Annotated in this window: 14 protein-coding genes; 7 read left to right on the top strand and 7 right to left on the bottom strand. The window is 26.5% G+C overall.

The features are described 5' to 3' along the window. Positions 1 to 76: 76 nt before the first annotated feature. A complete protein-coding gene (locus AB5V95_RS01330; protein WP_369086077.1) occupies positions 77 to 532 on the bottom strand; it encodes a hypothetical protein in 456 nt (151 codons plus the stop codon). Positions 533 to 1,394: 862 nt separating this feature from the next. Further along, entirely contained in the window at positions 1,395 to 4,895 is a 3,501-nt protein-coding gene (gene cas9, locus AB5V95_RS01325) for a type II CRISPR RNA-guided endonuclease Cas9 (RefSeq protein WP_369086076.1), read from the bottom strand. 393 nt (positions 4,896 to 5,288) lie between these two features. Here cas9 and AB5V95_RS01320 point away from each other — a divergent pair, with 393 nt between their 5' ends. Genes AB5V95_RS01320 through AB5V95_RS01310 form a run of 3 tightly spaced genes read left to right on the top strand, consistent with a single transcriptional unit; the run spans position 5,289 to position 8,830 of the window. Continuing rightward, positions 5,289 to 5,816 (top strand): tRNA (cytidine(34)-2'-O)-methyltransferase, encoded by a 528-nt coding sequence (locus tag AB5V95_RS01320; protein ID WP_369086075.1) that lies wholly within the window; start codon positions 5,289 to 5,291, stop codon positions 5,814 to 5,816. Between the two features lie 4 nt (positions 5,817 to 5,820). Then, on the top strand, positions 5,821 to 6,672 hold the full coding sequence (gene ylqF, locus AB5V95_RS01315) for a ribosome biogenesis GTPase YlqF (RefSeq protein ID WP_369086074.1): 852 nt from the start codon (positions 5,821 to 5,823) through the stop codon (positions 6,670 to 6,672). Next, the gene (locus AB5V95_RS01310; RefSeq protein ID WP_369086073.1) at positions 6,665 to 8,830 is read left to right on the top strand and encodes an SGNH/GDSL hydrolase family protein; all 2,166 of its coding nucleotides are present in this window, start codon (positions 6,665 to 6,667) and stop codon (positions 8,828 to 8,830) included. The genes ylqF and AB5V95_RS01310 overlap by 8 nt, the downstream gene beginning before the upstream one ends. Positions 8,831 to 8,860: 30 nt before the next feature. On the opposite strand, the gene ffh is transcribed toward AB5V95_RS01310, so the two are convergent. Then, the gene (gene ffh, locus AB5V95_RS01305; protein ID WP_027122726.1) at positions 8,861 to 10,189 is read right to left on the bottom strand and encodes a signal recognition particle protein; all 1,329 of its coding nucleotides are present in this window, start codon (positions 10,187 to 10,189) and stop codon (positions 8,861 to 8,863) included. 158 nt (positions 10,190 to 10,347) lie between these two features. Between ffh and AB5V95_RS01300 the strand changes: the two genes are divergently transcribed. The 4 genes from AB5V95_RS01300 to AB5V95_RS01285 all read left to right on the top strand — a co-directional run bounded on the left by AB5V95_RS01300 (position 10,348) and on the right by AB5V95_RS01285 (position 16,197). Continuing rightward, positions 10,348 to 11,724 (top strand): glycine--tRNA ligase, encoded by a 1,377-nt coding sequence (locus AB5V95_RS01300; protein ID WP_369086072.1) that lies wholly within the window; start codon positions 10,348 to 10,350, stop codon positions 11,722 to 11,724. A 15-nt stretch (positions 11,725 to 11,739) separates the two neighbouring features. Then, entirely contained in the window at positions 11,740 to 13,683 is a 1,944-nt protein-coding gene (gene dnaG / locus AB5V95_RS01295) for a DNA primase (RefSeq protein ID WP_369086071.1), read from the top strand. 8 nt (positions 13,684 to 13,691) lie between these two features. Further along, positions 13,692 to 15,272: an RNA polymerase sigma factor gene (locus AB5V95_RS01290; RefSeq protein ID WP_369086070.1), complete on the top strand. Its 1,581-nt coding sequence runs from the start codon at positions 13,692 to 13,694 to the stop codon at positions 15,270 to 15,272. Between the two features lie 70 nt (positions 15,273 to 15,342). Then, a complete protein-coding gene (locus tag AB5V95_RS01285) occupies positions 15,343 to 16,197 on the top strand; it encodes a deoxyribonuclease IV (protein ID WP_369086069.1) in 855 nt (284 codons plus the stop codon). A gap of 127 nt (positions 16,198 to 16,324) precedes the next feature. On the opposite strand, the gene AB5V95_RS01280 is transcribed toward AB5V95_RS01285, so the two are convergent. From AB5V95_RS01280 to AB5V95_RS01265, 4 genes are all read right to left on the bottom strand, one after another. Further along, the gene (locus AB5V95_RS01280; protein WP_027122721.1) at positions 16,325 to 17,368 is read right to left on the bottom strand and encodes an aminopeptidase P family protein; all 1,044 of its coding nucleotides are present in this window, start codon (positions 17,366 to 17,368) and stop codon (positions 16,325 to 16,327) included. A 36-nt stretch (positions 17,369 to 17,404) separates the two neighbouring features. Further along, complete coding sequence (gene rpmG, locus AB5V95_RS01275; RefSeq protein WP_027122720.1) at positions 17,405 to 17,557, bottom strand: 50S ribosomal protein L33; 153 nt, start codon at positions 17,555 to 17,557, stop codon at positions 17,405 to 17,407. A 156-nt stretch (positions 17,558 to 17,713) separates the two neighbouring features. Beyond that, positions 17,714 to 18,559 carry a CDP-diacylglycerol--glycerol-3-phosphate 3-phosphatidyltransferase gene (pgsA, locus tag AB5V95_RS01270; RefSeq protein ID WP_084466293.1) on the bottom strand — a complete coding sequence of 282 codons (846 nt, stop codon included), beginning with the start codon at positions 18,557 to 18,559 and terminating at the stop codon, positions 17,714 to 17,716. Continuing rightward, on the bottom strand, positions 18,552 to 19,133 hold the full coding sequence (locus tag AB5V95_RS01265; protein WP_369086068.1) for an MHJ_0274 family protein: 582 nt from the start codon (positions 19,131 to 19,133) through the stop codon (positions 18,552 to 18,554). The genes pgsA and AB5V95_RS01265 overlap by 8 nt, the downstream gene beginning before the upstream one ends. Positions 19,134 to 19,142: the final 9 nt, after the last annotated feature.

The following is a 19,142-nucleotide window of genomic DNA, read 5'->3' as shown; positions in this document are numbered from 1 at the left end:
TTTTTCTCTATTGTTTTAAGATTCTCTAATCTGCTATTTATTGCATAATAAAATATTGTTTCTGGAACTGCGTCATTTAAAATATTTCTTGCGTTTCTTTTAGCTTCTTTTCTAGTTGATTTGTGCGAGTGTTCTGTTGCATATCCTCTTTTAAAGTACGTCTGTAAAGAGTTTTTAAAGACATTATTGAACCTTTTGTTCTATAATAAATAGCCATAGTAACATTTTTAGTTCTATCTGTAGGTTGATCAAAAACAAAAGAGCTAAAATCTCTGATCTTTTCAATTTCAGAATCTACAAGATTATCGCTAAACTTTTGTCTATATTTATTTCCTTTATTTTTGTGCGAGACATTAAATGTTCCGTCAAAATTTATAGATTTCTTAATTTTAGAAACTGTAAAACGACTAACCTCGTGTTTTATGGCGATTTGGTTTATTTTTAATTTTCCATTAGTTATATCTGTATAAATATCTTTTCTTTTTTTCTCAAAATCTGTTAAATTCTGGATTTCTATTTTTTTATATTTCACTTTACCTCCTATAATGATTTTAAACTATAGGATGTTGCAAAATGATTGAGAATTACAATGTAGCAAAATATTTGAGAATTCACATTAGACTGGAATCTTTAAAAGAAGCTTGAAATATTAATTTTAGTGCTATACTATTCTTAAGCAAGGTTAGACTATGTCCAGTTATAGCGCTAATTTCAACTGATTTTAGTGCTATACTATTCTTAAGCAAGGTTAGACCTTATTTGGAGCTCGCAAGCTTTGAAAGTTATTTTAGTACTATACTATTCTTAAGCAAGGTTAGACTGTTAAAGAGCGATGCGATTTTATTAAATTATTTTAGTACTATACTATTCTTAAGCAAGGTTAGACATAGGGTGTAATATTCATAATCATACTGGAATTTTAGTACTATACTATTCTCAAGCAAGGTTATACGGAGTCAAAAAGATAGAATAACCCAATATTATTTTAGTACTATACTATTCTCAAGCAAGGCTAAGCAAATAAAATATTTATTACACTATTGAAAATAAGATTAAAACCACATAAAATGTTTGTAAGTCATGTCTGATTTTGATCAATTATAGATTGTTTTAAAAGATAAAGAAATAATAAAAACAACCAAATAACATAAGTGGCATAATTTGCTTAATTTTCTATGTTATTTGGTTGTTTGTCTAATAAATTTGTATTTATGTGATTATATTTTTAAAACTACTACTGAAAAATTAAGTTAGAGGTTAATTTGTGCAAAATTGCTAATAATAACACATGTAGTCAAAATATATTTTATCTTGATTTATATTCATGGAAATACACTTTGTAATTTGTAATTGACGAAAGAGTTGTGCTAATTTAAATAATTTTTTTGATTATTTTAAATTATTTTATTTTTTGTTTTTATTGATTTCGAGCAAAAAGCAGAAATTGTAGTTATTAGCCTTTTTTCTTCTGATTTTTCTCCGTTTTTTATTACATTTCTTTTTGAAATGTATTTGACTTCAATGGTTTGATTACTATAAACTGCGCCGCATAAATAATAGACTTGATTATCAATTGCGTTTTTAAACAACGTATTTTTATATCAAACATCAATTATTTTATTTTCCTCTGGAATGTCTAATGTTTTTTTAATTCTATTTAATTCTTTTTGATTGTAGATTTCTTCTAAAGAAAAATCAGGTTTTTTATTGTTATCAAATGTGTAGATTATTGCATTTACCGGGATATAAGCATATTTATCTTTTCTTGTTCTATAAATCAATAGGGCAACCCAATTAAACGATTCTTTAAATGACTTGCTATCATTTTTATTTAAAGCTACATTGTTAATATCTTTTTTATCGCTAACTATTTTTAATTTTTTGACCATTTTAACTTTATTATTTTCAACAAGTAATAAAATTTGGTTATTTTTACAAAAATCTTTATACTCTTCTGAAATTAATTCACTATATGTTTTTTGTAAATCATTCATATAGGCTTCAAAAGGATTTTTTTCACCTTTATATTCTAGATAAATATTTTTAAGTTTATTAAACTCTTGAGGGTGACTTCTGAACATTAATACATTATCGTGTTTATCTTCTTTTTCGAAGTAATCTTTCATATCATAGACACTCTTACGTTCAACTTTATAAATTATATTTTCATCGTTTGGATCTTTAATAGAAGAGTATAAAGTTGCATTAAATAGTTCGATATTATGATCTTTTGTTAATTTTCTTGTAAATCTTACTTTAGATTTAATTTCTTGTTGTCTATTTTCACCTATCGATTTCCTTACTTTATCTGATATATCCTCGGTATTAACAGTTAAATCGGAACGCTTGCAAATAATTTCACCAGTTTCTTTATCGATAACGTTGTTGTTTTTGTCAATGTAGTAGTTTTCTAAAATTGCTCATTTATTACTGTTCATTTTCATATTGTTTGCTGCAATTGCTAATATTGAAGCATCAATAGCATGGTGATCAAATTCATCACGATTCTTTTTATCCAATTGTGCTAATTTTCTAATTATGCTTGTAAATTTACCTCTAATAGGTTTTATTGTGAATTGATTGTCATGATTTTTAGCATAGTTTGCTAAAATACTTAAAAATTCTTTACATGCATAACGCGTGTCGTTTAAATTTCTAGAAGCAAATTCAATTTCATCGCTTTGAGAAAGTGTGTCGTGCAATAAATTGTTGTACTTTGCAATTAATTCGTCATATGTTTTAAATCAAGGTAAATCTTTAATTTTATCTTTTTTAGAACTATATTTATCAGCTTTTGATTTTCAATGTACATATAACCATTTTTTTAGCTCTTCAAATTTTTCGGTTGATAAAAAGTCTTTTGGAACCTTATTTTTCTTTTGTCTATTCGACTCTTTTAGTACTAAAACCTTGTTTCTAATTGAATCATCAAAACTTTTGCTTTGAGGAAGAATATGATCAATTTCTGTATATCCTGGATCTCTATAAACTTTTTTTAAATCAATATCTTGAAGAGAATATAAATCAATTCCGTCCTGTTGCAATCATAGTAATAATTTTAATTTTGTATGATCTGAGCAATTTGAAATACTGAATGAATTATCCATGGCTCTTTCTTTTACTGCTGCTTCAATTAAATCATTAACTTTTTTATTGTGCTTATTTTGAGCACTGATTTTTTTAGCTTCTTCCTCGCCGTTTTTATCCCTTGGCATTTCTAGGCCAACTTTTGTGATTAAATATTCTTTTCCAAATTCTTTGATAATTTGGTTAAATACCTTAACGCTTTCTCTAATTGAACTTTTAACTGCTGGAGAAACAATTAAATCGTCTAAGAAATTTGCTTGTAAATATTTGCCAGTTTGTTCTTTTGAAATTAGTTTAATTTCGTTTTCTTTATTATATTCACTAACTGCTTTATATAAATCGCTTTCTTTATTTCATTTTAATGACTCTAGATTGGTAATTTCGTCAAACAACGCCTGTAACGTATGTTCAAAAACACGGTATGAAAGCGAATGTGTTTTATTGCCTTTTAATTTAGAACTTTGAGCAATATCTTTTATCGTGTTTTGAATATCACTGTCATTTAATAAATATTTATTGAATACTTTAATACATTCTTTATCGTTTAATTTGTTGATACGGTCATCAATGCTTCTGTTATAAAATATTGGTTGATATAGCTTATCTAAGTCTCTAATTACATTGAATAAATTTTCACCGTCAAACATTGAAGCAATACAATTATTTTTTACAAAGATATTTAAAATTTCATTTGTTATATTTAGGTTTTTATAATCAATATCTTCATTGCTAAAGCTATTTGTAGTTAAATCATTATTAATTTTTTTCATTTCTTTAATAATTGATTTTTTATCTATGTTTTTAACTTTTTTATCGTTTTTAAATGAATTAAATCAATTTAAAATTAGATCTTTTTTAACTTGATTGTCTAGATTTATTTTATTTTGTGAATTTTCGGCAATATAAAAAGTTGTATTGTTTAAATTGTGTAATAAATTAAACATTTCTGCACTTGGTGTATTAATAGGTGCTCTATTGTCTTTTTTAAACACGCTACATTTTCCAGTAGTTTTTTCTCATATTACAGTATATTTTTGAATAACTTCACCATTTTCATCTCTTTGAAAAATTCCGTATTCACTCGGACTTTTTATATTGCCAGGCCCTTGTTCAAACGAACGTATATATTTAAATAAATTTAGATATTTATCGCTAAATTCTTTAAATAATTTTTGGTCATATTTTTTAGACTGAACTTCGAAAAGTTTTTCAAGTTCGGCAACTCATCTTTTGTTAGTGAATAAATTGCCTGTATTTGCTTCAATGTTTTTTACAAATCCGAATCTATCAAAGTATTTCTTTTCAATTTCGCTTGGATATTTTGAGTCGTCTTTAAATTCGGCAAATGAACTTTTATTCTTATCGCCGTCTTTTTTATCTTTAGTTTCATCTTCTATTTCATAAAATACACCACGATTTTTTAAATAGTCATGCAATATTCAGATTAATTCTTCTGATGAAATTTCTTCTGATAATGCTTTGTATTTTAAATTTATAATGTGTGGATTTTTTTGTGAAGATTTTAAATAAATATTCAAAACATCTTCAACAGATTTTAAATCTAAATTAAACATTTTGCTATATTTAATAACTAATTTTGCATAAGTATTTTTCTTTAAAGCTTTTCTTCTTATACTTCTTCTAAGAGATCTGTGTGCTCTTCTATCTTCAGCTAAATTAGGTTCATCAAACAATCTAGAACCTAGTGCAATAACTTCGTTAGTTTCATTATTAACAAGTGACCAACCTACTGAACCTATTCCTAGATCTAGACCTAATGAAACCTCAATTTTTTTATTGTTTTCCATAATTTCCCCATTCTAAAAAGTATTTATATTATTTATTATAAATTACAAATATAAATATTTATTTTTATCACTAAAATTTAGCGAAAATTTGAGATTTTATTATTAATAATATTGCAATCGCAATGTGCTAAACTCTTATCTTAAATATACAAGGCAATTACTATTGCCTAAAATTTCTAAAATATTTTTTAACATTTGTGAAAAATCCTTTATAATAAATATGTACAGAAATTTGATCAATCTGATCTTGCTTAAGAATAGTATGTACTAAAATAAGGCTTTATGCCGAATTTACCGCCACTGGCGGTTTTTATTTTTCATTTTTCTATTTTTATATTATTAATAATATAAATGTATAAGTCAATTTATAAAATATAGTAAAATTAAAGAATTATGATTAATATAGTTTTATACGAGCCTGAAATTAGTCCAAATACATCAAATATCATTAGAACATGTTATGCGGCTAATGCTAAATTGCATATTATTAAACCAATCGCTTTTGATTTACATCCACATTGAATGAAAAGAAGTGGAGCTGGCCATTTTTTAAGTGAAATACCTCACGAAATTCACAATAGTTATGCTGATTTTGAAAAAAAATATGGCAATAAAAATATCTTTTATATTACAAGATACGGACTTAAAAATTATGCTGATGTTAAATTAAAAGAAGAGTTAAATACACATGGTGATATTTGATTTATGTTTGGAACAGAAAGTACGGGAATACCTAAAAAAATTATGCAGAATAAAATAGAAAATTGTTTGCGTATTCCAATGTATTTTGAATGTAGAAGTCTAAATTTAGCTAATACAGTTGCAATAGTTTTATATGAAATGTTAAGACAAAATGATTATGAAGGATTGTCGAAATTTGAACATCAAAAAGGTAAAAATTTTATTTTAGAAAAGGACTAATGTTATGATTCATTGATTTCCTGGCCACATGGCCAAAGAGTTTAAATCATTAAAAGAAAAGCAAAAGCTTTTCGATTTATTCATTATTATTTTAGATAGTAGAATACCAGTTTCTTCATTTAATCCTGAAATTTATAAAATAGCTAATAATAAACCTATTTTATTTATTTTTAATAAGTCTGATAAAACTGATAAATCGAAATTAGATGAATTTATCAAACAATATGAAAAACGTGGCAAAGTTATTATTACGAATTTAAAATCTAAGACCGCATATAATAAAATTAACAGCGCATTGAACAGTTGTTTTTTAGAACTTAAGAAAAAAAATCAAGCAAAAGGAAAGTTAACACCTTCATTGAAGTGTGTGGTTGTTGGTGTGCCTAACGTTGGTAAAAGTACTTTTATTAATTTGATGGCTAAATCGAAGGTTGCTAAAGTTGGAGCTATTGCCGGAATAACAAGATCAGAGCAATGAATTAACTGTAAAAATTATTTATTGCTTGATACACCTGGTTTATTAATGCCTAAAATCGAAAATGATCAAGTTGGTGCTAAGTTAGCTATTGTTGGTTCTATTAGACAAGAGGCTTTAAATCAAAATGAATTAATTCAAGAAATTTATCGTTTAGTTTCAAATTATTATCCAGATAGATTAACCAAAATTAATTTAGAACCCGCTTTTGAAGAAATTGATATTTTAAATAACATTGCTAAATATGCTTCTGATAATAATTTACTTTTAAAAAATAGTGTTTTAGATACTAATAAAGCAACGAATATGCTAATTAGCTATTTTAAAAATTTAGATAATGTTATTTATGACATTTCTTTAAATGAGGAAGACAATGAATAAAGATAAAGATAATTTCGTAACTGATTATTTGAATGAAGGCGATATAAATTATGTTGCAATTGGTGATTCATTTGCATCTGGTTTTAATACTAAGCTAGGTTTTAATAATAATGGTAGGCTAGAAAATGGAAAAATTACTGGACTAGGATATCCAGAATTTTTTGCAAAACTAATGAAAGATAATAATTTTTCATTAACATCTTTTGACAATCTTTCAATACCAAGCGCATCAATAAATTTTATTGATGCCTTACTTTTGAATAAAAATACTGATCTTGATAAATTTGAGGCAAATTTGGATTTATTGCAATCACTTGATTGACATTCTAAAAATCCTTCAAAAGAGTTTTTTTCTCACTATTTTAAAAATTGAAATATTCAAAGAAATGATTTTAAAATTTTTAATAAAAAAATTACAGAAGCTAACTTAATTACGATTACGTTAGGTTTTTCTGATTTATTTTTTAACTTGCCGTATTTAGAAATTTTAAAATTAAACCGAGTAAGTAAACAAGATGAAAAAGATTCATTAGTTGAATTTATTTATAAAAAAATAAACAGCCTTTCAATAAAACTTATTCAGGATTACAAGAAATTAGTTAATGATATTAAATTTATTAATAAAAAAGCAAAAATTATTATAACGAACTACCCTGATTTATTTATAAATTTAAAAGACATTATGAAAAAATATTTTGACAAGGTTTTAATAGGTAATTTGGATTTATTTTCATATTTATTCTTGTCTTTAGATAGTGCAATAAATTCAGTTGCTAAAGACTGCAATGTTAATTTTATTGATATTTATGATGAAAAATATTGAAAAGAGAATAGTTTTTATTTATGTGAAAACATTTTTTCAATATGCCCGACGGAAAAAGGCTATAAAAAAGTTGCTTTCGATTTGTTCACTAAATTGTCATTAAATAAAAATGAATTTAGCAAAAATTTAGAGAATGATAAATTTACAAATGATTATATTGCTGCTCCGAAATATTGATTAAGTGATATTAATAAATATCAGTCTTTGTTCAAATTAAATATTAATAATGAAAAAATATTTTCATCTGTTTATGGTTCGAATAAAAATCTAAATATTTTTGTTTACTCTGATCTTGAAACGTCATCAAATACAAAAATTAGACCTTATTTAAATATTTCTGATTATCTTGATTTATTTATTAGATATAGCGACAATGAATCTTATAACATTGCTCAAACATATATTAAAGAAAAGTTTTTAGATGCTCCTGAGAACTATCATTCAGTTGACCTTTTAATTGGATTTTTAAATAATAAAAAGTGATCGCGTGAAGCTTTATTAACTTTAATCAAGGAACGTAAATTTGATTTAATTTTATTTATTTTACAAATTAATGTTAAAAGAAAAGTTATTCAAGATAATGAAATTTTTGATTTGCAATTATTGAAAAATGAATGAAAAGGTATAGTTTCTAGTTATCAAAATTTAATATATAATGTTTTTAAACAATTTCTAAATTCAACTATTATCGATGAATCTAAAGAAGAAATTAAAAAGATTTCAATAGCAGTAGCCTCTGATGCTATGAATACGTCATTTTTAGCTTATTTATTTGGTTTTAAAAACTCTAAAAAATTTGAAAAATTTAGACAATACTTTGCAACCTTGAATAGTTTTCAAAAGTTAATTGATTTTATTGTTAATATTTTGATTAATTATTCTGATGTTTATAAAGAGTTAAAAAATTTTGATGAACTTTGATATACGATTATTAACAAAAATAAATACAATTTAATGTATTTGTTCGATAGCACATTTTTAGAAATTACTAACGAAGATAAAATACAAACTACGGTTGAATTCATCATTCAAACGCTAAATAGCTCGATAAGAATGCAAAAATTGAATGCAAAAGATAAGATTTTATTAGATAAATCAATAACAAAAATTTTAGAAATATTGAGAGCAAATCCTAAATTTTTAAACAGAGCCTTCGTAAAATTTTTAGATAATGTTAAAAACATTAGTGTCTATGATTTAATTGTTAACAGAAACAATCAGAAAAATATCAAATTTAGAAAAATTATTTCGCTTGATAGTTATTTCATTTTAGGTATTCAAATTTTTAAACATTTTATAAAAATCAAAAAAATTATTAAGAAAAACAGAATATAAAAATGCCTTAATTTAAGGCATTTTTTTAATTTATTCATCAATATCATTTTTTAATTTTAAATTACCATTGGCAACTTCTTTCATTTGTTTTGCCATTCTTTCAAAGTCGGTAATTAACATATTATATTCGCGTGCGGATCTACCTGAACCAGCCATAATTCTTTGTTTTCTTGTTGCATTTTTTAGAACTTTAGGATTTTTCTTTTCGAAATTTGTCATCGAATTAATTAGATATGTATAAATTTCAAATTTTCTTTCGGCTTCTTCGATTTTTTCATCGCTTACTTTATCGGCAACTCCAGGAATTAATTTTAATATTGATTTCATTTTTCCTAATTTTTTAATTTGACCTAAGCTGTTCATTAAATCATTTAAGTCAAATTTTCCTGTAAGCATTTTATAGCCGATTTTTTTCATCATTTTTTCATCAACTTCTTCAGATGCTTTTTCAATTAACGAAAGAACGTCACCCATACCTAAAATACGATCAGCCATTCGATCGGGATGAAATACTTCAAGTCCAGTAATTTTTTCTCCTACCCCAATAAATGTAATTGGAACATTTAGAAGATGAGTAATACTTAGAGCGGCTCCACCTCTTGCATCAGAATCTAGTTTGGTAATGATTGTTCCATCAAGTTGCAACTCTTCGTGGAATTTTTTGGCCGTGTTTATAACATCTTGACCACTCATTGCGTCAACCACTAGAAAAATATAATCTGGCTTTGTGTAACGTTTAATTTCCTTTAGTTCATTCATTAAAGTTTCATCAATTGCTAAACGACCAGCGGTATCAATTATAACTAAATCATTTTTTTGTTCATGAGCTAAGTCAATTGCCTCTCTAGCAATTTTTATAGCATCATTTTCTTCTTTAGTGAAGTAGTTAACTTGAATTTGTTTTGCTAGTTGTTCTAATTGTTCACGAGCTGCTGGACGATAAATATCATCGGCAACTAGTAAAGGATTTTTAGCAATGCCTTTTTTTCTAAAATACATTGACAATTTTGCAGATGTTGTAGTTTTACCCGAACCTTGCAACCCAACCATCATAATTTTTGTTGGATAGTTTTTGATTTCAACATTACAGGTCTTTTTGCCTAATATATTTGTAAGTTCGTCTTTAAAAATTTTTAAAACAGTTTGTTGTTGGTTTAGTTTTCCGATAATTTGGCTATCTAAAGCTTTTTCTTTAACTTGTTTTGTAAATGTTTTAACAACTTCTAGGTTAACGTCAGCCTCCAATAACGCTAATTTAACTTCACGTAATACTTCTAAAATGTCTTCTTCATTAATCGACATTTTTTTATTGATTTTTTGCATTGATTTTTGCATTCTTTTTTGTATAAAGTCTAACATGACATAATTATACTTTTTTTAGCGCTAAACTTTAATAATTTAAAAAATCTAAAATTTTTTGCCTTATTATACCTAAAGGTAATAATAAAGTTTGTTTTGTGCTAAAATATTATTATTGTTTTTTAAGATTGCAATCATAAATTTATTAGAGGTTAAATATGAGTAAAAATAGCGAAAAGAATCTACAAGATATTATCAATCATTTGAAAATTTCTGGTTTTGTATATCAAGATTCAGAAATTTATGGTGGTGTTATAAACACTTGAGACTACGGACCATTAGCAACATCAATGCTACAAACAATAAAAAAATACTGAGTTAGAGAATTCATAACAAGAGAAGGCAATTATCAAATTGATTCAAAAATAATTATGAATCCTAATGTTTGAAGAGCTTCAGGACATTTAGATAACTTTTCAGATTATCTAATTGAAAATAAGCTTAACCAAAAAAGATACCGTGCCGATCATATTGTTAAAGAATTATTTCCTGAGGTCAATGTTGAAAAGGCAACATTTGAAGAATTGGAAAAATTAATTCAAGAAAATGTTAAACAATATGACGGTTCTAAATGTGATTGAACATCAATACGCCCCTTTAACTTGATGTTTAAAACGCAAATGGGAGCTATTGATACAACCGCTTCTCAAACTTATTTAAGACCTGAAACTGCGCAAGGTATTTTTGTAAACTTTAAAAATGTCTGCCGTACTACTAGAGCAAAATTGCCATTTGGAATTGGTCAAATTGGTAAAAGTTTTAGAAACGAAATAACACCTAGGGACTTTATTTTTAGAACTAGAGAGTTTGAACAAATGGAACTAGAATTTTTCTGCGAAGAGAAAGATAGTGATAGTTTTTATCAATACTGAATTAACAAATGTTCAAACTTCGTTAAACTATTAGGTTTGAAAAACGATAATATTAGAGTAAGACCTCATGAACAAGAAGAGTTAAGTCATTATTCTAAGGGTACAAGTGATATTGAATATTTATTCCCATTTGGATGAGGTGAATTATTAGGTATTGCCAACCGTGGTAATTATGATTTAAGCCAACATATGAAATATTCACAAGAGTCATTAGAATATTTAAAAGAAGATGGAACTAAAATTATTCCTTATGTTATTGAACCTTCAATAGGTCTTGATAGATTACTTTTTGCTTTATTAATCGATGCTTATGAAGTTGAAAAAGTTTCAGAAGATGACGAAAGAACTGTTTTGAAAGTTGACTATTCAATTGCGCCTTATCAGTTAGCCGTTTTTCCATTACTTAAGAAAATATCTGAGCCTGCAAAAGCATTATATGAAAGATTATTAAAAACAACTAATATCAGAGTTGTGTATGATGAGGCTGGTTCAATTGGTAAAAGATACCGTAGACAAGATGCGATTGGTACACCATTTGCAATCACTGTTGATTTTGAAACACTTGAAAACAATACTGTAACGATTAGAAATCGTGACACAATGGAACAAGAAAGAATTTCAATTGATGAAATTGAACATTACTTATCTAAGTTTGAAAAATAAGATAATAGGGGTTTGATGGAAAATAATAATGTTTGAGATTTAGTTTTATCTAAAGTAGATATAGTAAGTATTATTGGTGAATACATTTCTTTGATTAAACAGGGGAAAAACTATAAAGCATGTTGTCCTTTTCATGGAGAAAAAACTCCTTCTTTTGTAGTTAGTCCAGAAAAGGGTATATTTAAATGTTTTGGCTGTGGAAAAAGCGGGAATTCGATTAAATTTATCGAACTGTATGAAAATATTTCTTCAAGACAAGCGTTAATAAATTTGGCTAAAAAAGCTTCAGTAAATATTGATAATTATTTAGAATCTTATAAAGAAAATGATTTTACTGATGAACAAAAATTGATATTAGAAATAAATAAAAATGCATCAGATTTTTTCCAATATCATATTTTGATTTCTAAACGACCTGATTTATTAGAATATTTAAATAAAAGAAAACTAACAAAAGAATTGATCAAAGAATTTAAGCTGGGATTTGCTGATGCTTCTGTATTTATAAAAGATTATTTAAAAACTAAAAACTTTGATAATTTTTCGTTAAGTAATTCATCGTTATTAAATTATTCAGGAGACGGTAATTTCTTTAATGATCGTTTAATGTTTCCAATTGAAGATGAAAACGGAAACATTGTTGCTTTTTCGGGACGTGACATTACTGATAAAAATAATCCCAAATATTTAAACAGCTCTGAAACGTCTGCATTTCACAAAAGTGAAGTAATGTTTAATTACTATCATGCCAAAAATGAAATCATTAAACAAAATGAAGTTTATTTAGTTGAAGGGCAATTTGATTGCATTGCCTTGCATAAGGCGAATATAAAAAATGTAATCGCAATTATGGGTACTTCTTTGTCGCAAAAGCATTTAGAATTATTGAAGAATACTAGAATTAACTTATTTTTTGATAATGATGCGGCTGGAATTCAAGCAACTAAAAAGAATCTTAAAATGATTTTGCTATTTAAAGAAAAGTATAACCTTGAAGTTGAATTTGTTTTAAATAATTTAAACAAAGACGCAGATGAACTTTTCAATATTGATCAAGGTAAAACACTTATATCTCTTTGCAAAAATAAGAAAGATTTAGTTGATTACTTAATTGAAAATTTCACTTTAATTTACAATCAAAATAACATAGGTGATATTGAAAAATTTAATAAGTACACTGAGCTTTTTGAATATATGTACTATTTAAAAGAACAGTTGCAACTGAACATAAGAGATACATTAGTTAACAAGTTAAAAATTTTTGATAAAGAAACTTTTGATAGTTATAAAAATGATTATCTAAAACCAAATTTTCCAAGTGATCAAAATTTTGTAAAATCAATTAACAAAAACAAGCATTACAAAGAAAAAAATGAGCATTTACCCAATTATGAAAATCAACAAAGCTTTGACTGAGATTCATTTGCACCATATGAGGAAATTTCTCATAATTTCTTAGACGTTGAAAGTTTAGAAATTAATAAAAAGGATTTTAATACTAGAAAGTTTTATACTTTAAAAAAACGTAATTCTTCAATTATTCCGTTTGGTAATGAAATTGTTTTAATTAGAATTTTAAAAACCATTTTATCTGAGCCTCTGTATTTAGAAAAATTTAATTTGCAAGAAGTTGATTTTATAAATATGGAAATAGATTTAAAATACAAAGAATTAATTTCTTACGTGGTTAAAAAAGTTAAAGAAAATAAAACATTAGATTTTGAAAATTTAAATGACCTCATTTATCATGACGAAGAATTAAAATTAAAAAGACCCGCTACTTATAACTCTATATTGAAAAAATCAGAGGAAATTATTATTTTCAATCAATCAGAAAGCAATGCTAATTTAACTACTAATTACAGTTCAGAAGAATTTCTAAACAGTGTTAATAATTTAAAAGAAATAAAAAAAGATAATTCGAAATTTATAATTCAAAAAGAAAAAAACGAAGAATAGGAGCTATTATGGCAGTAAATAAAAATGAACTTGATTCATCAATTGAAATAGTAATTGAAAAAATTGCAGATGAACTAGCCAAAGCTAAAAAGAAAAATAAAAGCAAGTCATCATTTACTCAGGATGAAGTTTTCACTTTATTAGATAAGAAAAAATTGTTTATTGAAGAAGAAGAAGCGGACCTTTTATTAGAAAAGTTAATGGAGAAAGGCATTTTAAAAGATGAAGTTGACGAAGGTGATGAAGATGAATCCGACCTTTCGATGATGGTAAACGATAAAGATGCCGAAGAAGAAACCTTAGAAAACGAAGATGAAATGTTCGATGAATCTAAATTAAAAGATTTAGATGAAGAAATTGAAGACGAAGATATCGACGTTGATGCCGAATATGATGATAGTAGTATCAGAAGTCGTGAAAATGATGAAGACGAAGATTTAGACTTAGAAGACGATACTTATATTTCTAAAAATACTTTCGGGTTCAATGATTATGATGATGATGAATACGGAGTTTATGACCAAGATTTAGACGACGAATTTGAAGAAAGAGCTCCTAGAAAAAAACACAAATCTGATGATTTTGAAGCAAATCAGTTGCTAAAAGAATATGATGCTGATGATATTAAAATCACCGAAGGCTATGAAACAAACAATAATGATAATGCCTTAGCAAACAGATTAACCGAAACTAATGATATTGTTAAATGATACATGCGTTGAATCGGTAAATATGGTAAACTTTTAACCCCAAAAGAAGAACGTGACTTGGCTGTTAAAATGCAGGAAGCAAAAGATGCTGGAAATAACTATAAATACAAAAAAGCTCGTGATATGCTTGTTAAGCGTAATTTAAGACTAGTAATCAATAATGCCAAAAGATATAAAAATAGAGGTCTTAGTTTTATTGATTTAATTTCTGAAGGTAACTCAGGAATTATGAAAGCAGTTTCTAAATATGATTATACAAAAGGCTTTAAATTCTCAACATATGCAACTTGATGAATTAGACAAGCAATTACTCGTGCTGTTGCAGACCAAGCAAGAACAGTTAGGGTGCCAGTTCACATGGTTGAAACTATCAATAAAATTTTAAAAATTGAAAGAGAACTTCAACAAGAAAATGGTTATCCTCCAACAGACGAAGAGATTGCTAAAAAATACGGCAATGACTTTACTGCTGAAAAAGTTAGATATATTAGAAAAATCAATATTGACCCAATTAGTTTAGATAAAAATATTGGTAAAGAAGAGAATTCGAGTTTTTCAGATTTTGTTAAAGATGAAAGCGTTATGAGCCCAACAAATTTTGCAAGCCATGAAGAATTAAGTGTAATTTTAAATGAGATGATTGAAGACGGGTTAACAGAAGAGTCAGATCGTTTATTAATTAGAAAAAGATTTGGTATTAATGATTTAAATGGTAATCAATACAGACCTCACACATTAGACGAATTGGCTAAAGAATTGGGGACCACAAAAGAAAAAGTTCGTCAATTAGAAACTAAAGTATTGCGTAAGCTAAAACATCCTCAAAAGAGAAAGAAATTAAAAGAATTCTTTAATAACGAAAGTTATGAATCAGATTAAGAGGCTATTGACGCCTCTTTTTTATAAAAAGCTCAAGTATTTAATATACTTATATTAGTTAGGAGAGATTATGATTAAATTAGGAAGCCACGTTTCATTTAAAAAACCAGATTATTTGCTAGGCGCAATAGAAGAGTCATTAAATAATGGTGCTAATTGTGCCATGATATATATGGGTGCGCCACAAACAACTTTAAGAGTTTCACCAGATAAATATAATTATGAAAAATATTTAGAATTGTATTCAGATAAAATAAAACAAGATGATATTGTTGTTCATGCTCCATATATTGTCAATCCAGCAAATCCAGAAAAACAAAAATTTGCAATTTCTTTTTTAAGTGAAGAAATTAAAAGAATGAATACTATTAATGCGAAGTATTTAGTATTGCATCCAGGATCATCAATGGAATATACAAGAAAAGAAGCGCTTGACGCCTTAATAAACAGTTTGAAAGCTATTCTTGCTAATACTAGAGATGTTATTATTTGTTTAGAAACTATGGCTGGCAAAGGAAGTCAAGTTTGTTCTAGTTTTGAAGATATAAAATACGTTATTGATAATGTTGATTCCGAGCGTGTTGCGATTTGTTTAGATACTTGTCATATTTTCGATGCAGGATATAATATTATTCAATATGAAGAATTTAAAAATTACTTAATTAAAAATGATTATTTAAAATATATTAAAGTAATTCATTTAAATGATTCTTTAAATGAATTAGGATCACACAAAGATCGTCATGCAAATATTGATAAGGGCTATATCGGATTAAAAACTCTTAAAAAATTTGTTTTTGACAAGGATTTTGATAATATTCCAATTATTTTAGAAACACCTTATATTAATAATAAAAGTCCTTATAAAGAAGAGATTGCCTTAATTTTAGAAAAAGATAACGAAGGTCAAGAAACACTATTTTAGCCTTGAAATTTATAAAAACTGTTAGAGACTATAATCTAATAAGTTAAATATTAGAATTTATTAAAAAACAAAAAAGATAATTAAAAAAGCTAGCAATTAAACTGCTTGCTTTTTTAATTATATTATTTTATTTATAGTCTTCTGGACGGCTTAGAACTCTTGAGCCATCTTTTGTTACTAAAATTGTATCTTCAATTCTAGCTCCACCTAGACCTTCAACATAAATACCTGGTTCAACAGTGATGATCATTCCTTCTTCTAAAATAACATCACCTCTACCACGTCCAACACCTGGAAGTTCGTGAACATCTATACCAACTCCATGACCGGTTGAATGGGTAAAAAATTTACCATATCCCTTACTTTCGATATAATCACGGCAAATTTTATCGATTTCATTTGTTGCCATTCCTGGTCTTACGGCTTCGCGTCCTAATCTTTGTGCTTCAGATACAACATCTAAAATATTAACAAGTTCCGCTTCTCTAGGTTTACCAAAGAAAAAAGTTCTGGTAATATCGCTAGCTCATCCTTCAAATTGTGCACCAAAGTCAACTTTAACAATATCGCCATCTTGTAATTTACGATTTGTTGGGTGGTGATGAGGTTCAGCAGCGTTGCTTCCGAATGCAATAATTGAATCGAAACTTTCTTTTTCAGCTCCAAATAAACGCATTAGATATCCTAATTTATTTGATGCTTCTAGTTCGGTCATTCCTTCAACTAAAACTTTTTTAAGTTCTTCAAAGGCTTGTAAAGAAATTAAACAAGCTTCTTCGACTTTTGAAACTTCTTCTTCATCTTTGATTATTCTAAATTTCTTTGCAGATAATAAACTAAATTCAGCTTTTGGTAACATTGATTTAAAATATTCAAACGTTTGTAAGTTTAAATAGTCTTTTTCAACCCCAACTTTTTTATAGTTTTTCTTTTCTAAAAACTTAGCTAGTGAATCTTTTTGCAATAAATGTACTTCAACATTACGTGCATTGTTTGTTACATATTCAATGTATCTTCCATCAACAAATAAATAAGCCTTATCTTTTTCAATTACTAAATATCCGTCAGTTGTTTGTACATTAGCATATCACAAACGAGTTTGTGGTGCTTCTGAAATAACTGCATCTAATTTATTTTCTTCAAAAATTTTATTTAATTCGGTTTTTACCATTTTAATAACTCCTTTGGTAATTATTTAAAAAGAAAATTATTTCTTTTCTTTATGGTTTGTATGAGCATTACATTTTGCACAGTATTTTGTTACTTCCATTTTGTCTGGATGTAGTTTTTTGTTTTTCTTTGTGATGTAATTTTCCATTTTACAGCTTTCACATCTTAAAGTTAATCCTTCTCTTGGCATACTTCCTCCTGTATTAATAAGATTATTGTTTAATAATAATATTATTATTTTATAGAAAAAAAATGTTTTTTTTGATAAATGGCGAAAATATCAATAATTATTTATTTTATTAATAAAATAAATGTAAATTTTAAATAAAAAAGCCCTAAGGGCTTATTATTTTGTTTCAAAAAACGGCAAATCTTTAGAATCTATTTTTTTATTTTGTTTTAAATTATCTTCTGGCTTATCAACCGCTTTTGTATTTTTGTTTAAATTTTCGGCTTGTGATTTTTGTTGGTTTTCTTCATTATTTTGTGTTGTGGTTTCTGTATTTTTTGTTATGCCTTTTAAATATTTAGACATATAAATTATTCCGCTAATTCAAGCGATTATTAGTCCAACAATTAATGGTAAGTTTAAATATAAAATAGATAACTCATTACTTTTTAATCATGGTCCTGCAAATGATATTGCTACAAGAGCAAAAGAAACTATAATAGTTTTAACCTTTCCTCATCAATTAGCTGCAACTTTAACATTCTTTTTGGCCGCATAAACTCTTGAACCATCAACTAAAATATCTCTCACAATGAATAAAACAACAACTGGTAAGTATGTAAAGTCAACGATTGCTAAAAATATCATCATCAAAGTTGTTGCAACTTTATCGGCAATTGGATCAAAAACTTTTCCAAATGAGCTAACGGTATTTGTCTTTCTTGCGTAATATCCGTCAATTCAATCTGTCATCATTGCAACCATAAAAATAATTACATTAAGTCAATAAATAATTGATATTGCTAGCGAGTTTGCATTTTTACTTGCAAGAGTAATATTTTTATAATAAAATGTCCCTTCACCTTTAATAATTAACGTAGCTGCAGCCGTCATTAAAATAATGAATGGAATCATTAATAATAATCTTAATGCTGTTAATCAATTAGCAACTCCAAAGTGACTTCTTTTTCTATGGTTATTAAATTCTGATTTAAGGTGTTTTTTTTGTTTTATTTTAGGCATAGAATTTTTCCTGAATTGATTTTTTAACTAATTCTAAGTAGTTTTCTCTTTTTTCTCCAGCTGGAACTAAATCATATTGTTGTTTAAAATATTCTAAAGTTTCAGGAATTTTTTTCTCTCATAAATTACATGGAGTAATGTTAATTAATTCAGCATGTTCAACGAAGGTTTTGTACTGTTCGTTATTAACAAAAGAAGATGCAAAGTCATCTCTACTAATTAATTTAAAAAGTAATTTTTTAGCGCCAGTTTTAATTTGTCCCATTGATATCTTACCGATACTTACTTCAAAATCTTTTAGTTCATTTTGAGTGTATAAAATAACTTCTTGGAAGCTTAAAATATATTCATAATAAGAATCTAGCACTTCATTTGCTTTGATTGCTTCTAATTTAGCTAATTTTTGTTTTTTAACTTTGTTTTTAATGATTTTTCATATCATATATCCAATAACAAAAGCTAAAACAACTCCTAATAATACATAAACAATAATGTTTGTTATTCCTGATCCTTGTGAAGAAGATGGGGATTGAACAATTGTATCGTTTGTTTCATAATTAATAAGTTCTTTCATGGTTATCCT

It is taken from the genome of Metamycoplasma spumans, from assembly GCF_041026625.1.
Taxonomy (GTDB): domain Bacteria; phylum Bacillota_I; class Bacilli_A; order Mycoplasmatales; family Metamycoplasmataceae; genus Metamycoplasma; species Metamycoplasma spumans.
The sequence above is the reverse complement of the archived record's forward strand: the minus strand, read 5'-3'. Positions and strand labels throughout refer to the sequence as shown.